The 16,737-nt window shown below is 64.8% G+C and carries 7 protein-coding genes; all 7 read left to right on the top strand.

Annotated elements, in window-relative coordinates; all coding sequences use genetic code 11:
- Positions 1 to 648 precede the first annotated feature (648 nt).
- The gene (locus ACFMO5_RS13530) at positions 649 to 1,089 is read left to right on the top strand and encodes a tyrosine-type recombinase/integrase (RefSeq protein WP_376793277.1); all 441 of its coding nucleotides are present in this window, start codon (positions 649 to 651) and stop codon (positions 1,087 to 1,089) included.
- Between the two features lie 6 nt (positions 1,090 to 1,095).
- A complete protein-coding gene (locus tag ACFMO5_RS13525; protein ID WP_376793275.1) occupies positions 1,096 to 1,557 on the top strand; it encodes a thermonuclease family protein in 462 nt (153 codons plus the stop codon).
- Positions 1,554 to 1,886, top strand: a complete 333-nt coding sequence (locus tag ACFMO5_RS13520) for a thermonuclease family protein (RefSeq protein WP_376793274.1) — start codon at positions 1,554 to 1,556, stop codon at positions 1,884 to 1,886. The genes ACFMO5_RS13525 and ACFMO5_RS13520 overlap by 4 nt, the downstream gene beginning before the upstream one ends.
- Before the next feature lie 347 nt (positions 1,887 to 2,233).
- Entirely contained in the window at positions 2,234 to 5,080 is a 2,847-nt protein-coding gene (locus tag ACFMO5_RS13515) for a helicase-related protein (RefSeq protein WP_376793273.1), read from the top strand.
- Between the two features lie 4 nt (positions 5,081 to 5,084).
- Entirely contained in the window at positions 5,085 to 9,152 is a 4,068-nt protein-coding gene (locus ACFMO5_RS13510) for an Eco57I restriction-modification methylase domain-containing protein (protein WP_376793272.1), read from the top strand.
- Positions 9,149 to 14,185, top strand: coding sequence for a DEAD/DEAH box helicase (locus tag ACFMO5_RS13505; protein WP_376793271.1), 5,037 nt, complete (start codon positions 9,149 to 9,151; stop codon positions 14,183 to 14,185). The genes ACFMO5_RS13510 and ACFMO5_RS13505 overlap by 4 nt, the downstream gene beginning before the upstream one ends.
- Positions 14,186 to 14,323: 138 nt before the next feature.
- Complete coding sequence (locus tag ACFMO5_RS13500; RefSeq protein ID WP_376793270.1) at positions 14,324 to 16,735, top strand: hypothetical protein; 2,412 nt, start codon at positions 14,324 to 14,326, stop codon at positions 16,733 to 16,735.
- Positions 16,736 to 16,737: the final 2 nt, after the last annotated feature.

The following is a 16,737-nucleotide window of genomic DNA, read 5'->3' as shown; positions in this document are numbered from 1 at the left end:
CGGATTCGCCGCTCTCGCCCCGCCCCTTTTTGTTGGATCCCGGCAACGCTGTTCCAACGGTGTCGAGGATTCGATCATCCACCTTCCTCAAGGCCGGGCGGGGAGATGGGCTCCGCTTCCATGACCTCGGATCGCCCCGGCTCCTCTCGAAGCCATCCACAGATCTGGTGGTCCTCCCCAGCGGATACCAGCATCTTTCCCTCGGATGTGAAAGCGAAGCCTCGGAGCCCGGCGCTTCCTGGCTCAGGCCGGGCGCATCTTCCGTCAAGTCAACAACCGGTACGGAGCAAGTGACGCGTTGGGCGCCATCGCCAAACCTCATAATGGAACCGCATTGGATCGGAAGGGCCGTTCGGTGTTACAAACGGGCTCTCGTCTGGCCGCCAGGGTCCCCATAGGGAGCTGGGCCGATTTTCACCCGGGCACCGGTCGTCCGCACCCACCCTAGGGTCCGGCGGCTTCCCGATCCGCCAGATCATTTCGCAATCCAAGGCCTTTTGATTTGACAAACTCTCATTTTTTCTCCTATCTTGGAAACAGGGTTCCGGCACGTGATCCCCCAAATTTTCACAAGATCATTCCGGAGGCCGGCGGGAATGCAGGCTTTGCCCTCCATGATGGAGGCCTTCTTCGAGGACCTGGCGCGGGCTGGAAAAAGCCCGCGGACCATCGAGGGTTATCGATAAGGAATCTCGCCGATTTCATCGGCTGGATCGAAGGAACGCCGAAGTCCGTGAAGCGCTCCAGGGGTGGCTCGCAGTTCGGCTGTCCATCGCGGGTGATCATCTCTTCATTGGAAAGCGAGAGGTCCTCACCCCCGCCGGGGTCTGGTGGATTGCGGCCCATTATGCCCAGAGGGCGGGATTGGAAGATGTTCATCCCCATGTGCTCAGGCAGACCTTCGCCACACGGCTTCTGTGGGAAGCAAGAGCGGATCTGGTCACGGTGGCGGAGCTGTTGGGGCATGAATCGCTCAACATTACCGCTCGCTACACCCGCCCGTGTGAAAAGGATCTAGAGGCAGTGGTAGAGCGGTTAAGATACGTGGAAGGCGTCCTCCGCGTCCTCCTCGGAAGGGTTTGGGGATGAACAGCCATGCCCAAGCGAATGCGTTCAATGGGTAAGACGGTCGCCATAAGAGCGCAAGCCTTCATCGTTGTAACCCTTCTCGCCATGCTGGCCTTGGCCTTAGCTGGAAAGGCCCCCGCCGGCCATGTGACCTTTGACCCCTATTCCTATCGGATCCACCTTCCCCTTGTGCTTCGCAACTACTCCAACGACCTGGCGTGCCTGCCCTTGGGAGGCACAAGACAAACCGCCGCCCTCATCAAGGTGATAGACGGGGACACCATCGACGTTTCCATTGGCGGCGGGGCCTTCCGCATCCGCTATATAGGGATCGATACCCCAGAGCAAGGGGAGCCTTACTACGCCGAGGCGACGGAGGAGAACCGACGCCTCACGGAGGGGAAGACGCTTTACCTGATAAAGGACGTTTCGGAGACCGATCGCTACGGGAGGATTTTGCGCTACGTGATCGCAGGGGGGTCTTTGTGAACCTGGCGCTGGTGAGGGGTGGGTACGCAAGGGCCATGACGATCCCGCCGGACACCTCCTGTGCGGAGACCTTCCAGGCGGCGGAGGAGGAAGCCAGGAAGGCCGGCCGTGGGCTGTGGGGTCTGGTAACGCCCACGCCCACCGCGCCCGTCTCGACGCCCACCGCTACGCCGAACTGCCATCCGGCCTATCCGACTGTTTGCATCCCGCCGCCGCCGCCGGACTTGGATTGCCCGGACATCCCCTACCGGAACTTCCCGGTGGATCACCGTTACGGGGATCCCCACGGATTCGATGGGGATAAGGATGGAATCGGGTGTGAGGAGTAGATTAAGAGGAGACGGAAGCGCTTAGGGGATGCGGTCCGGGGTTTGGAAGATCGTGGCGTAACATGCCCGAAAGGCGAGGCTGGAGGACGTCCATCCTCATGTGTTGCGGTATACCTTTGCCACCCGCCTTTTGCGGGAGGCGGGAGCAAATCTGGCGACGGTCGCTTAACGCTTAGGGCGTGAGTCCCTCAAGGCCACCTCGAGATACACCCGTCCATCCAAAAGGGATATAGAGGTGGCCGTGGAGCGATTGGGGTAAGCGACATCGAGGGAGGAGCTCCTAAGGTGATCCGGATCCATAAGCGGATGGCTCTATCCCGGGAAGCGTTGGGCTTGGGGGTCAGGAGATGAAGCCGGGTTCCATCGTCCGTTTCCGCAACCGGGACTGGGTGCTGCTGCCCAGCGACCAGAGTGAGGTCGTGCTGCTGCGCCCCCTCACGGGCACGAGCGATGACGTGGTGGCCGTCCATCGCCGCCTGTCCGAACTCCTGCGCGACACGCTCCCATCCGAGGGGATCTCACCGTCCCAGTTCCCGCTTCCGTCAGCGGATTCGGTGGCCGACGCCCAGAGCGTCCACCTCCTCTGGCAGGCCGCGCGCCTGTTGCTGCGGGAGGGCGCCACGCCCTTCCGCTCGCTGGGCCGCATCTCCGTCCGCCCGCGGACCTACCAGCTGGTTCCCCTTATGATGGCCTTGCGCTTGAACCCGGTCCGCATGCTCATCGCGGACGACGTGGGGGTCGGCAAGACCATCGAGGCGGGCCTGATCATCCGGGAGCTGTGGGAGCAGGGGGAGATCCGCCGGCTGGCGGTGCTCTGCCCGCCCTACCTGTGCGACCAGTGGCAGAAAGAGCTCTCCGAAAAGTTCCACCTGGATGCGGTGGTGATCGGCTCGGGCACCATCGGGCAGCTGGAGCGCCGCACGCCGCCGGGCCGCACGGTGTACGAGCACTATCCCGTCCAGGTCATCAGCATCGACTTCGTGAAGCACGAGCGCAACAAGCACGCCTTCCTGCTGCAGGCGCCTGAGCTGGTGGTGGTGGACGAGGCCCACGGCGTCACGGGCCACGGCCCTGAACGCCACCTGCGCTACGAGCTGGTGCGCGAGCTGGCCAAAGATCCCAGCCGCCATTTGCTCCTGCTCACCGCCACCCCCCACAGCGGCATCCCCGAGGCGTTCCAACGGCTTTTAGGCCTGCTCCACCCGCAATTCGGGACCTGGGATCTCACGCAGCTGAAGGAGCGCGAGCGGGCGATCCTCGCCCAGCACTTCGTCCAGCGCACGCGGAAGGACATCGAGGCCCGGTGGGAGTCGGAGCAATGCTTCCCCAAACGGGAACCGATGGACGCCACCTACACCCTCTCGCTGGCCTACCGTCGGCTCTTCCAGGAAGTCTATGAATTCTGCCAAGGGATCGTATACAGCGGCCAGGCCCTCCAGGCCCACCGCCGGCGGATGCGGTGGTGGAGCGCCCTGGCCCTGCTCCGCTGCGTGATGTCCAGCCCCCGGGCGGCGAAGGCGGCCCTGGAGCGCCGCCGGAAAGGACAGGAGGTGCCGGCCGACGAGGAGGTCGAGGACCTGTCGGCGGTGTATGAGCCCGACAACCGCCTCCCCACCGACGAGGTCCCCACCCCGCTCCTGAGCCACGCGGAGGCGGACCTGACGGATCGCGAGCAAAGGCGGCTCCGGGAGCTGGAGCGGATGGCGGAGGCCATCTCCGAAGCCCAGGATCACAAGCTGACCGAGTGCATCCGGATCGTCCGCGGCCTCCTCCGCGACGGCTTCCACCCCGTGGTGTGGTGCTACTACGTGGAAACCGCGGAATACGTGGCCGAGAAGCTCCAGGCGGCCCTGGCCACGGAGAAGCCGGAGGTGCGGGTCCTCTGCCTCACCGGGAGGGTGAGCGAGGAGGAACGCCGCCTGAAGGTGGAGGAGTTCATGCGGGAGCCGGTGCGGCGGGTGCTGGTGGCCACCGATTGCCTCAGCGAGGGCATCAACCTCCAAAAGGGCTTCAACGCGGTGGTGCACTACGACCTCCCCTGGAACCCCAACCGGCTGGAGCAGCGGGAGGGGCGGGTGGACCGCTACGAACAGCAAAGCCCCGTGGTGAGGGCTGTGCGGTTTTACGGAAAGGACAACCCCGTGGACGGCGCGGTGATCCGCGTGCTCTTGGACAAGGCCCGAGAGATCCGCGAGAGCCTCGGCACCCACGTGCCCGTGCCCGAGGAGGAGCAATCCGTGGTCGAGGCCCTCGTCCACGCCCTGTTCTTCGGCCGCGAGCGGCCCGGCCCCCAGCTCCCGCTCGCCCTGGAGCCGGACCCCATCCCGGAGCTGCACAGAAAATGGGAGCTGGACGCCCGCCGGGAGAAAGAGAGCCGCACCCGCTTCGCCCAGCACGCCCTGAAGCCGGAGGAGGTCCGCCGGGAGCTGGAGGCCACGGACCAGGTGCTGGGCGACCCGGAGGCGGTGCGGAACTTCGTCCTGATGGCCTGCCAGCTCCTCAAGGTGCCGCTGCGCCCAAGCCGCCAGCATCCGGATGTCTGGGAGATCCTCACGGAGCCGGCGGCCTTGTCGGAGGTCCCGGAGGCGGTGCGGCGGGCGCTGCCTCCCGACCGGCGGGGGCGGTGGGCGGTGACCTTCACCAGCCCGACCCCGCCGGGCGCGGAGTACCTGGGCCGCAACCACCGGTTCGTGGCCGCCCTGGCCCGCTTCCTGTTCGAGCAGGCGTTCTCCGGGGGGAAGAAGGCCCTGGCCGCACGGTGCGGCGCCATCCGAACCCGGGACGTGAAACGGCTCACCGCGCTCCTGCTCTTGCGGCCACGCTTCCAGCTCCGACAATCGGGCCGGGTGCTGCTGGCGGAGGAGGTGCTGGTGGCCGGCTGGGAGGCCTTCACCGAGCGCTGGCTCGACCCCGCCCAGGCCCTGGCGCTCCTCACCGCCGAGCCGGTGGGCAACATCTCGCTCTCCGAAAAGCGGGAGCTGGTCTCTGAGGCGCTGAAGGAGATCGAGCGGATGCTCGGCGAAGACCATGCGCCCAACGGCCTGCGTCGGCTCCTGCAAAAAAGGGCCGAGGAGCTGGAAGAGGCCCATCGCCGGGTGCGCCAGAGTGTCGGTCAGCCGGTCCGCGGCTTCAAGGTCGAACCGCAGTGGCCGCCGGACCTTCTGGGTGTGCTCATCTTCCAGCCTTCGGTGTAGCGCGATGCGCACGGTCACGGTAGAGCCAGCCGTCGTCCTTCGCCCCAGCCTGAAAGGACGGGCCGTCCACCTGGAAGGCGGCCTCTTCGGGCCGGACTTTCTGGAACGGCTGGAAAGAGGGGATCTGCCCGGCCAGCGGCCGGCGGATTTCGGCATCCGCCCCGGCCGATCCGTGGTGGAAGAGGCGGCGGAGGCGTATCGGGATGCCCAGGACCTGTGGAGGGTCTTCCGCCGCCGGCTGGAACGGCTCCCGGAAGACGACCCCGCCACGAGCCTCACGCGCGAGGGTTGGATGATCCCCCTGCTCGGGCTGTTGGGTTACGAGCCCCGCTACAACCCCAAGGCGTATGACGTGGATGGGGTCAGCTACGCCATCTCCCACCGGGCCGGCGAGCCCGAGGACGCGCCGCCGGTGCACATCGTGGGGGCCCGGCGGGAGCTCGGGCGGGTGGATCCCTCCGGCCGGCCCCGCCTCTCCCCCCACGCCCTCCTGCAGGAGTTCCTGAACCGGTCCGAGCACCTGTGGGGCATCGTCACCAACGGGCGGGTGCTCCGGCTGTTGCGCAAATCCACCTTCCTGCGCCGCCCGGCCTATGTGGAGTTCGATCTGGAGATGATCTTTGAGGCCGAGGGCGGTGAGCGGTTCGGCGACTTCCTCTTGCTCTATCGGCTCCTGCACCGCTCGCGGCTGCCCAGGGGCATCGGAGACGCCCCCAGCTGTTTGCTGGAGCGCTATTACCAGGAGGCCCTGGAACAGGGCAACCGCGCCCGGGACCGCATGCGGGACGGGGTGGAGGAGTGCCTGAAGATCCTGGGGACCGGGTTCCTCCGGGCCAACCCTGGGTGGCGTGCGGACCCCGCTCAACTCTACACCGACCTCCTCCGCCTGGTGTACCGCTTTCTTTTCCTCTTGGTGGCCGAGGAGCGGGGTCTTCTGGGTGGAAACGACCTCTACCGTGAGCACTACAGTGTCAGCCGGCTGCGGCGGTTGGTGGACCGCCTCGAGGCCTACACCGAACACGACGACCTGTGGCAGTCCTTGCGGGTCCTCTGGCACCTCCTGCGGGACCCCAGGCCCCAGGCGGACGGCCGGCCGCTGGCGAGCCTCCTGGGGCTGCCGGTCCTGGACGGCGGGCTCTTCGAACCGATCCCGCTGGAGGGCCTCACCATCAGCAACCGCGACCTCCTCTGTGCCTTTTACTACCTTACTTACTACTACGACGAAGAGGCCCACACCGACCGCTGGGTGAACTACGCGGCCTTAGACGTGGAAGAGCTAGGTTCAGTCTACGAAAGCCTTTTGGACAACCATCCAGTGATCGAGGACACGCCCGACGGTCCGGTATTCACGTTCACGGAGGGCACCGAGCGCAAGTCCACCGGTTCCTACTACACCCCACCGGAACTCGTTCAAGAGCTCATCCGGAGCGCCCTGGAGCCGGTGCTCGAGGAGAAGCTCCGCCAGGCGAAAGACCCGAAGGCCAAGGCGCAAGCCATCCTTTCCATCAAGGTCCTCGATCCCGCTACGGGCTCCGGGCATTTCCTTCTCGCCGCGGCCCGACGCCTGGGCAAGGAGCTCGCCCGCGTCCGCACCGGGGAGGAGGAGCCCTCGCCGGAAGCCCTCCGCGAGGCCACCCGCGAGGTCATCGCCCACTGCGTCTACGGGGTGGACAAAAACCCGCTGGCGGTGGAGCTTTGCAAGGTGGCCCTGTGGATCGAAAGCCAGGTCCCAGGCAAACCCCTCACCTTCCTGGACCACCGCATCCGCGTGGGCGACAGCCTGGTGGGGGTCCTGGATTTGGCCGCATTGAAGGAGGGGATCCCCGATGCGGCCTATGAACCGGCGCAGGGCGACGACCGGGAGGTGGCCCGGGCCCTCAAGCGGCGCAACGCGGAGGAGCGGGCCGGCCAGATGAGCTTCTTCGGAGCGCATCTGGGGGATCCCAGGGATGCGCTGCGGCAAAGCGCCCAGGAAGCCCTGGAGGTGGAGGCCATCCCCGACGATACGCTGGAGGAGATCGCCCGAAAAGCGCGCCGCCACCAAGCGCTCCAACGCTCGTTGGATCCCCTGCGGCAGGCCGCGGACCTTTGGACCGCGGCGTTCTTCCAAGAGAAGAAGCGGGGGAAGCCCGCGATCACGACCGACGCCGTGCGCCGGTCGCTGGCGGGCCAACCGGTACACGGCCAGGTCGCGGGGCTTGCGGAAGCCCTGGCCCAGGAGCACCGCTTCTTCCACTGGCCCCTGGAGTTCCCCGAGGTCTTCGCCCAAGGGGGCTTTGACGTCGTGCTGGGGAACCCACCGTGGGAGCGCATCAAGCTCCAGGAGCAGGAGTTTTTCGCGGCCCGCGACCCTGAGATCGCCAACACGCCCAACGCCGCCGAGCGGAAGAGGCGCATCGCCCAGCTGCCGAAGAAGAACCCGGAGCTCTGGCGGGAGTACCAAAAGGCCCTGCACACCGCGGAAAGCACCAGCCGCTTTTTACGGGGCAGCGGCTTCTACCCCCTGACGGGCCGAGGCGATATCAACACCTACTCGGTCTTCGCCGAGCGGATGCGGGCCCTGCTGAAGCCGGGGGGGCGGATGGGCATCATCGTGCCCACTGGCATCGCCACCGACGACACCAACAAACACTTCTTCGCCGAGGTGGTGGGGCGTGAGGAGCTGCTTACGCTTTACGGTTTTGACAACCGGAAGAAACTCTTCCCGGCTATCGGGACGATGATTACGTTTTGCCTCCTCACCCTACGCAAGGCCGACGACCGCTCACGGCCCGCTCCTCGTCCTGGATTCACCGTCGAGTTCGCCTTCTTCCTCCACGAGGCCAGGGATCTCTCCGACCCGGAGCGCCGCTTCACCCTCACGCCCGAGGACTTCCGCCTCTTGAACCCCAACACCCAAACCACCCCCATCTTCCGCACCCGCAAGGATGCCGAGCTCACCAAGCACATCTACCGCCGGGTGCCGGTGCTCATCAATGAATCTCATGGAGAGGCGAGGAATCCGTGGGGCGTGAAGTTCCTGAGGATGTTCGACATGACCAACGACTCTCACCTCTTCCGCACGCGGAAAGAGCTCGAGGCGAAGGGTTTCCGCTTGCAGGGGAATGTTTTTGTCAAGGGGAGGGAGCGCTACCTGCCCCTTTATGAGGCCAAGATGATGCACCAGTTCGACCACCGCTTCGGTGACTACGCGATGAAGCCGTCTGGCTCGGAGAGCACCCAGCTGCCAGAGGTCCCCCTCGAACGCCTGTCCGACCCTCGCTATCAGGTGCTTCCCCGCTACTGGGTGCCGGAAGAGGAGGTGGAAGAGCGCCTTCGGGCCAAGGACTGGGACCGGGGTTGGCTGTTGGGGTGGCGGGATATTGCGCGTTCAACCGACGAGCGCACCGTCATCGCCGCCATCATCCCGCGGGTGGGAGTGGGAAATAAAATACCGCTGATTGTTTCCCGCCGACCATCGCTACATCATCCCCTGCTTGTGGCAGTTTTGTGTAGCTTGCCACTCGACTATGCAGCTCGACAAAAAGTAGGAGGAACAACGCTTAACTTCTTCATCTTCGAGCAGCTCCCCGTCCTCCCACCTTCCGCTTTTGAGCAGCCCCTGCCCTTCCCATGGGAACCGGCGCCCTCGCCGCTGCCTTCCCGGTCCCGGCCTCCCACCGTGGCCGACTTCGTGCGCCCGCGGGTGCTGGAGCTCACTTACACCGCTTGGGACCTCAAGCCCTTCGCCGAGGACCTGGGCTACCGTGGCCCGCCCTTCCGCTACGACCCCGAGCGGCGCTTCTGGCTGCGGGCCGAGCTGGACGCCCTCTTCTTCCACCTCTACCTGGGCACGCCCGAGGAGTGGGAGGAGGAGGCCAGCCCGGAGCTCAAGGCCCTTTTCCCCACGCCCCAGGAGGCCGTGGCCTACATCCTGGATCAGTTCCCCATCGTCCGCCATAAAGACGAAGAGCGTTTCGGTGAATACCGCACCCAACGGGTGATCTTGGAGATCTACGACGCCATGGCTGAGGCCGCCCGCACCGGCCGGCCCTGGCGGTCCCGCCTCGCCGAAAGGAGGGTGAAGCCGTGAGCGTCTTTGAGCTTCATTCCCAGATCCTGGCCGATTACCGCGACTTCATCGGCTCCTTCATCCAGATCGCCGACGAGCGGCTGCGGGAGTTCGTGCAGCGGATGCTGGAGGAGGAAGAGCGGCTGTGGCCGGAGCCGCTGCTCCAGCTCTCGCCCGCCTACGTGCGGGAGGCCACGGTGGAGGAGCTGGCGGCGCAAGGGGTGCTGCACCCCGAGACCGCGCGGATCTTCCGCCGGAAGGACGGGGAAACCTACCGCCTGTACCGCCACCAGGTGCAGGCCATCCGGCTGGCGGCCGAGGGCAAAAGCTTCGTCCTCACCTCCGGGACGGGGTCGGGCAAGACCTTCTGCTACTTCATCCCCATCGTGGACACGGTGGTCCGGCGGCCGGATCTGCCCGGCCCGGTGGCCTTCGTGGTGTACCCGATGAACGCCCTGGTGAACTCCCAGCTCCAAGCCCTCAGGGATCTCCGGCAGCAGTATGAGGAGCGCACCGGCCGGCCCTTCCCCGTGCGGTTCGCCCGGTACACGGGGGAGACCCCGGAGGACGAGCGGGAGGAGATCCGCCGGAACCCACCCCATATCCTCCTCACCAACTACGTGATGGTGGAACTCATGCTGGTCCGGCCGGAGGACCGGCCCCTCATCCAGCCGCAGGCCGAGGCCCCGCTCTTCCTGGTCTTCGATGAACTCCACACCTACCGCGGGCGGCAGGGGGCGGATGTGGCCATGCTGGTGCGCCGGCTGAAGGCTCGGCTGGAGCGGAAACAGGTGATCCACATCGGCACGAGCGCCACCCTGGTGGCCCACCGGGAGGCCACCCCCGAGGAGCGACGGCGGGTGGTGGCGGAGTTCGCCAGCCGCTTCTTCGGCGCCCCCATCGGGCCCGACCAGGTGGTGGAGGAGACGCTGGAGCCGGCGACCATCGGCGGGCCGCCGAGCCCGGAGGCGCTGCGCCAGGCCCTCTCCTCGCCCATCCCCGACGACCTGGAGGGCCTGCGGCGCCATCCCCTCGCCCGCTGGCTGGAATACGCCCTGGGGATCGAACGGGAACCGGATGGGAACTTCCGCCGTCGGCCCCCGAGGCCGCTGTCGGAGGTGGCCCGGGAGCTCTCCGAGCAGACGGGCCAGCCGGAAAGCCGGTGCCGGGAGGCGCTGCAGGAGCTCTTGGCCAAGGCGGCGGCCTTGAACCGGCAGCTCCCCGAGCCGTTCTTCGCCTTCAAGCTCCACCAGTTCATCTCGCAGGGGCGGGCCGTGTACGCCACCCTGGAGCCGCCGGAAACCCGCGCGTTCTCGGCCGAGGGCGAGGTGGTGGCGGAGCGCCCCTTCTACCCCCTTCGGTTCTGTCGCCTCTGCGGGCAGGAATACTACCACGTCCTGCGCAGCTTCGACCGGTTCCTCCCGCACCCCATCGGGGAGGAGGTGCTGGAGGAAGATTTGGAGCCGGGCTATCTGGCCTTCGTGGAGGATTGGAGTGAGGACCGGATCCCCGACGACTGGCGGGGCGCCGACGGCCGCCTCCTCCCGACCTGGCGGGACCGGGTGCCCCGGCCGGTGTGGGTGCGCCCGGACGGCTCGTTCTCCGAGGAACCCGTGGAAGGGGCCCACCGGGCGTGGTGGCAGGCCAAGCGGTTCTGGCTGTGCCTGCGATGCGAGGAATATTACACCGCCAAGGAGGCCGAGTTCACCAAGCTCGCGATGCTCTCCAGCGAGGGCCGATCGTCGGCCACCACTGTCCTGGCCACCTCCGCCCTCCGGCATGCGAAGCGCACGGGCGCGGCCCAGGACAAGCTCCTCACTTTCACCGACAGCCGCCAGGATGCCTCGCTCCAGGCGGGGCACTTCAACGACTTCGTGCACATGGCGGTCCTGCGGGCGGGGCTGTACGCGGCCTTGCGCGAGCGGAACGCGCTCCGGTTCGACAACGTCGCCCAGGAAACGGTGGAGCACATGGCCCTGGAGCTTCGGGACATCGCCCGGAACCCCCACCTCGACCCCCACTCCACCCACGCGCGGGAGGTCTGGGATACCTTCCGGGAGCTCACGGAATATCGCCTCTACGCCGATCTGCGGCGCGGGTGGCGGGTGCTGCAGCCCAACCTGGAGGATGTGGGGCTTCTGCGCATCGAGTACTACGGCCTGAAGGAGGCGTGCGCACGCGACGAGCTCTGGCGCGAGGTGCCCGTGCTGGGGGCGAGCTCCCCCGAGCGGCGGGAGGAGGTCGTCCGCGCCGTCTTGGATCACTTCCGGAAGCGGTTGGCCATCGACGCCCCAGTGCTGGATCGGAAGTTTCAAGCCGGGTTGTGGAAGAGGGCCCAAAACCATCTCAACGACTTCTGGGGCATCGACCCGGAGAGCGAGTTCCTCCGGGAGGCCACCTGGTTCGTTCGATCCACGAAGCCCGGGGGGCTGCCCGAGGAGGGCATGTACCGACTGAGCGAACGGTCCGTGCTGGGCCGTTACCTGCGGGATGAGCTCGAGCTGGAAACGCTGGAACCGTTCCTCGGCCGGTTCTTGGAGGTCTTGGTGAGCCAGGGGTTCCTGCGGAAGGCCGAGCCGGTGGAGGGTTTCGAGCGCTATCGCCTGAACGCCGCCTGCCTCGTGTGGTGTTTGGGCGATGGCACCCCGCCGCTCCCGGACCCGGTGTACGCGCGGGGGAGCCGCCCCCGAAGCGCGGTCAACCGTTTCTTCCTGCAGTTCTATCAGACGGCCGCGCGGGACTTGGGCGCGCTGGAGGCCCGCGAGCACACCGCCCAGGTGGTGGCCCCCGGTGAACGGGAGCGCCGGGAGCGGCGGTTCCGATGGCTCCCGCAGGACCAGCGGGACCCCCAGGTGGGCCGGCGCCTGCCCTACCTGGTCTGTTCCCCCACCATGGAGCTCGGCATCGACATCGCCGACCTCGACATGGTCCACATGCGGAACGTCCCGCCCACGCCCGCCAACTACGCCCAGCGGAGCGGGCGGGCGGGGCGGCAGGGCCAGCCGGGCCTCATCTTCACCTACTGCTCGGCGGGGAGCAGCCACGACCAATACTTCTTCCGGAACCCGGCGGAGATGGTGTCGGGCGCGGTGCGCGCCCCGCGCCTGGACCTGGCCAACGAAGCCCTGGTGCGGGCCCACGTGCAGGCGGAGTGGCTGGCCCAGGTGGGGTTGCCCCTGCACGAGTCGGTGGAGGATGTGGTGGACACCGAGCGGTTGCCGGACCTCCCGCTCCGCGAGGACGCCGCCCGGCAGATCCAGCTGAGCCCGAAGGCCTTGGGGCGGTTGCGGGAGCGGCTCGAGCGCGTGCTCCAGGCGGACCGCGATCTGCTGCAGCAGGCGGGGTGGTTCGACGCGCGCTGGCTGGACCGGGTCCTGGAGGAAGCCCCCCGGCGGTTCGACGAGGCCTTCAATCGGTGGCGGGAGCTGTTCCGGATCGCGACCGAGCAACTTCAGCGGGCCCAGCGGGAGATGATAACCGCCCGAGGAACGAAGGAACAGCAGCAAGCCTGGCGTCAGCAGGAGGAGGCGCTGCGCCAGCTCAACCTGTTGCGCCAGATAGGCGTGGCCCGGGAGGAGAGCGACTTCTACCCCTACCGCTACCTGGCCACGGAAGGCTTCCTGCCCGGCTACAACTTCCCCGCCCTCCCGGTCCGGGCGTGGGTCCCCCGCGGCGACGGCGAGTTCATCGCGCGGCCGCGCGCCCTGGCCATCCGCGAGTTCGCTCCCCACAACATCGTTTATCACGAGGGGACCAAATGGCGCGTGTCCAAGTTCAGCATCCCCCCCGGCGGCCTCGAATCGCGCCGTCGGCAGCACCGGCTGTGCCTCGAGTGCGGCGCCTTCGCCGACCCGAACCTGGAGCGCTGCCCGGCCTGCGACACCCTCTTCGACGGCACGAACAGCCGGATCGCCACGCTGCTGGACCTCCCCAACGTGGTTCTGGAACGCCAGGAGCGCATTACGTGCAACGAGGAAGAGCGGGTCCGCCGCGGCTATAAGCTCCAGGTGGCCTATCAGTTCGCGGCGGCCGGGCCCGGCCTCCGCGTGGTGGAGGCCGACGTGCAGGTCGGCGGGGGAACGCTGTTCCGGCTCGCCTACGGCCCCGCGGCCACGCTGCTCTACATCAACTGGGGCTGGAAGGGGCGGCCGCAAGGGTTCGTAGTGGATCTGGTCTCTGGGGAGCTGGTTGAGGATGAGACGAAGAAGGGCCAGGGGAACCAGAAGCCCTGGGGTGCATCGCAGAACCGGGAACGGCTGGCCTTGTGCGTGTGGGACACCCAGAACATCCTCCTGGTCCGCCCCACCAAGCCGGACCTGTGGGCGGACGAGCGGGCGGAGGCCAGCCTGCAGTACGCCCTGAAGCGGGGGATCGAGCAGCACTTCCAGCTGGAGGAGCGGGAGCTGGGGGTGGAGCGGGTGGGTCGAGGGAAGAACCGCGCCCTGCTGTTCTACGAGGCGGCGGAGGGCGGGCTCGGCGTCCTGCGCCGGCTGGTGGAGGAGCCCGAGGCCTTGGCCGCCGTGGCGCGGGAGGCGTTGCGGATCTGCCACTTCGGGGAGGATGGAAGCGACCTCAAGCCCGACTGCCCGCAGGCCTGCTACGAGTGCCTGTTGAGCTACACCAACCAGCTCGAGGCCCACCTGCTGGACCGCCGGCGCGTCCGAGACCTGCTCCTTCAGCTCATGGAATGCCGTGTGGAACGGCGGGTCCAGGGGAGGAGCCCAGAGGAGCATTTGGAAGCGCTCCGGAGCCGGGCCCAGTCGGGGTTCGAGCGGGATTTCCTCGATTTCCTGGCGAAAGGCGGCTATCGGTTGCCTGACGAGGCGCAGAAATCGTTCCAGGAACCCCGCTGCATCGCCGACTTCTTCTACGAACCCAACGTCGTCGTCTTCTGCGACGGCCCGCCCCACGACCATCCCGATCGGCGGCGGATCGACGAGCGGGTCCGTCGGGAGCTCCTCGCCCAGGGTTACCGGGTGATCGTGATCCGTTGGGACGAGGACCTGAGGGTCCAGGTCGAACGGTATCCGGAAGTGTTTGGGGGGAATGCGTAGCGTTTACCCTGCCAGACCGGCTGGAACATGCAGAGCCGTGTCCAACCCCATGTTGCTCCAGCCGGCTGTTCCCTCGGCGGCGGTGCGGGGTTCGGTCGCAGCAAAGAATAAGCGCTTACGTAGCGATTGGAGGTATAGATGGGATCCTTTAGGCTCTTATTCGTTATAATCTTGTTAGCTGTTATGATTGTTCTTTACATTATTTATAAATACAGGAGTTATCAGGAAGCGCGGCCGATAAAGGAAACTCCATCTCCCGGGCCACAGGAAGATCAACGAACTGTAGCGGAGCAGCAAGAAACGCGGCCGATAAAAGAAACTCCATCTCCCGAGCCGCAGGAGGATCAACGAGCCGTAGCGGAGCAGCAGGAGACGCGGCCAATAAAAGAGACTCCATCTCCCGGGCCACAGGAAGATCAACGAACCGTAGCGGAGCAGGCGGAAAAAACGGTTGCAGAGGAGGCACCGCCGGCACCGGTAGAGGAGACCCGATCCACCATCGTGCAGGAAGCGCAACCGACAACAATCCCAGAGGAAATACAAACCTCACACCCCGAGGAAACAGCGTCGACAGTAACAGAGTGGACCCAACCACAAGGAGCGGGGGAAGTTCAGCTGAAAGGGACTGCAGTAGAGAGGAGGCGCCTAGAACCCATCAAGAGGGGAGGCAAACCGCGCGGGCCCGCTCAGGACCTTGAGAGAGGGCGAACCCAAGGAATCCAATCTCACCGCTTAAACCCCGAAATCGTTTGCTGGAAGAGAGAGCGGCAGTGGGTGGTAGCGGTAGAGGTGCCAGAGGAACTCCTTGAAAAACCCGGCTTGACCGTTCTTCAAAGCGGATCATCGCTTCTACGAGACGAAATCGAAGAGGCCTGTTGGCGCTTAGAACAGGTATCTGGTGATGTGATAGTCCGCTGGAACGAAGCCGAGGCCGTTCGTGAGGTCAAGGTAAACTTGGGCCAAGAAAACTATCTTCTGTTCAAATTGACCGGTCAAAACCAGGGGCGCCGCGTCAAATCCCCTAGCTCTGGGCCGTATCTTGTCATAGCGTCGAACGATTGGAAGCGAGATGAGATGTTAGCAGGGCCGCCGCTAGTGAGGCCTGAGCCTACTTCGCTCGTGGGCTACCAGGCTCACTTCTTTGACCTTGAGAGGGGAGGCGACCAAGAGATTGCTTTCCATCTTCCTGATGGACAGCGACGGGTCATCAAGGCGAAAGCACCGCGATTTGATTTGGTCGGGAACAGGATCGAAGACGCAAGCGAGCATATGGGGCCTCTTTTCGGTGGGGGACCTCCTCGCATTCGCGCCTTGGATGCACAAGCGTGGCAGGAGGTTAGTACGGTTGTTATTGGCAAAGAGGGCAGGGGACAGAGGAAATGGAGAACGGAGTTTCGCCCGGATCCAGATAAAATGGAGCAGGACTTGCCTTCAGAGGTAGCAGCCAGAAAGGGTGGATGGTACTTTCTCAGGTTCTATGACCGCGATGGCGATCTTATTGAGAGCATGGATTTCAGGTTTCTAAGTGTCTTGAAAGAGGTCAGGGTGCATCAACCATCTCGCTTTCTCCCTGAAGAGGGGCATGGGCCGGTATGGGTCGAATTCGTCCACGAGGCTGGTTGTGCCGTCCAACCGAGTAATGACTCCGCAAGTAGCGTGCAGATTGAGTATCGGGATGACAGAACAATCTTGAGCATTCCTCCTGATCCCACTTGCGACGAGACACGCTGGCTTGTGGGTCAGCACGACGGGCCCCACGTAGAAGTGACCATCCTCGTGGAGAGGCTGTGGTGGGCTGTGGGAGAAGAGGGGAACCCACCATCTGAATGGAAAGACCGACCTCTTACTCTTCTACATGGCGACTTCGCTGCTACGTCAAGAAAAGCGCTATGGTTACGACTCCCAAGACGCCGCTGGGTGGATAGAGTTTTTGTGGGATTCGAACAATCGAAAGCCAGAGGGTATCCTGTCAAAGGAATGGACAGAACAGTTGCTATAGCGCTTCGTGATTTTGGTGATGCGATAGAAGCCCCGCGTGTAGGCAGATTTCCTTTCAAGTTGTGGATTAATCTCAATGAAAGGCGATTCGAGGGAATCGTCTGCGAACTTGAAATCAAAATGTGCTGTAGATTATGCGATTTCGCTACTTACAGGGAAGAAGATCTCCTATCACACATTCATGCATCACATCTAAGTGATTTTGTGCGCCATCTGACTTATGAAGAGCTTCGAGAGCGCATTCCTTCGCTTCCTTACAAGATCTACCAGTGTTCTTATTGCAACTACTATGTTGAATCTGACGATGTGGGTCCAACAATTAGTGTCATCTGCAATCATATTGAACGAGATTGTCCAAAGGCTCCTCGTGGAATCGGAAAGGTACAAATCAGCTTCAGGATTGTTTCTGATCCTGACGAAATAAGACAGTTTGTAATCAAGAATCTGCCGCGTATCTATAAGTGTAATCTATGTGGTTTGACCTGTGCCGAAAACGACATGATGAACCACCTGGTCGGGAGTCATAGGAATGAACTTTACAAGTTTTGTTAATG

It is taken from the genome of Thermoflexus sp., assembly GCF_042408365.1.
Classification (GTDB): domain Bacteria; phylum Chloroflexota; class Anaerolineae; order Thermoflexales; family Thermoflexaceae; genus Thermoflexus.
The sequence above is the reverse complement of the archived record's forward strand: the minus strand, read 5'-3'. Positions and strand labels throughout refer to the sequence as shown.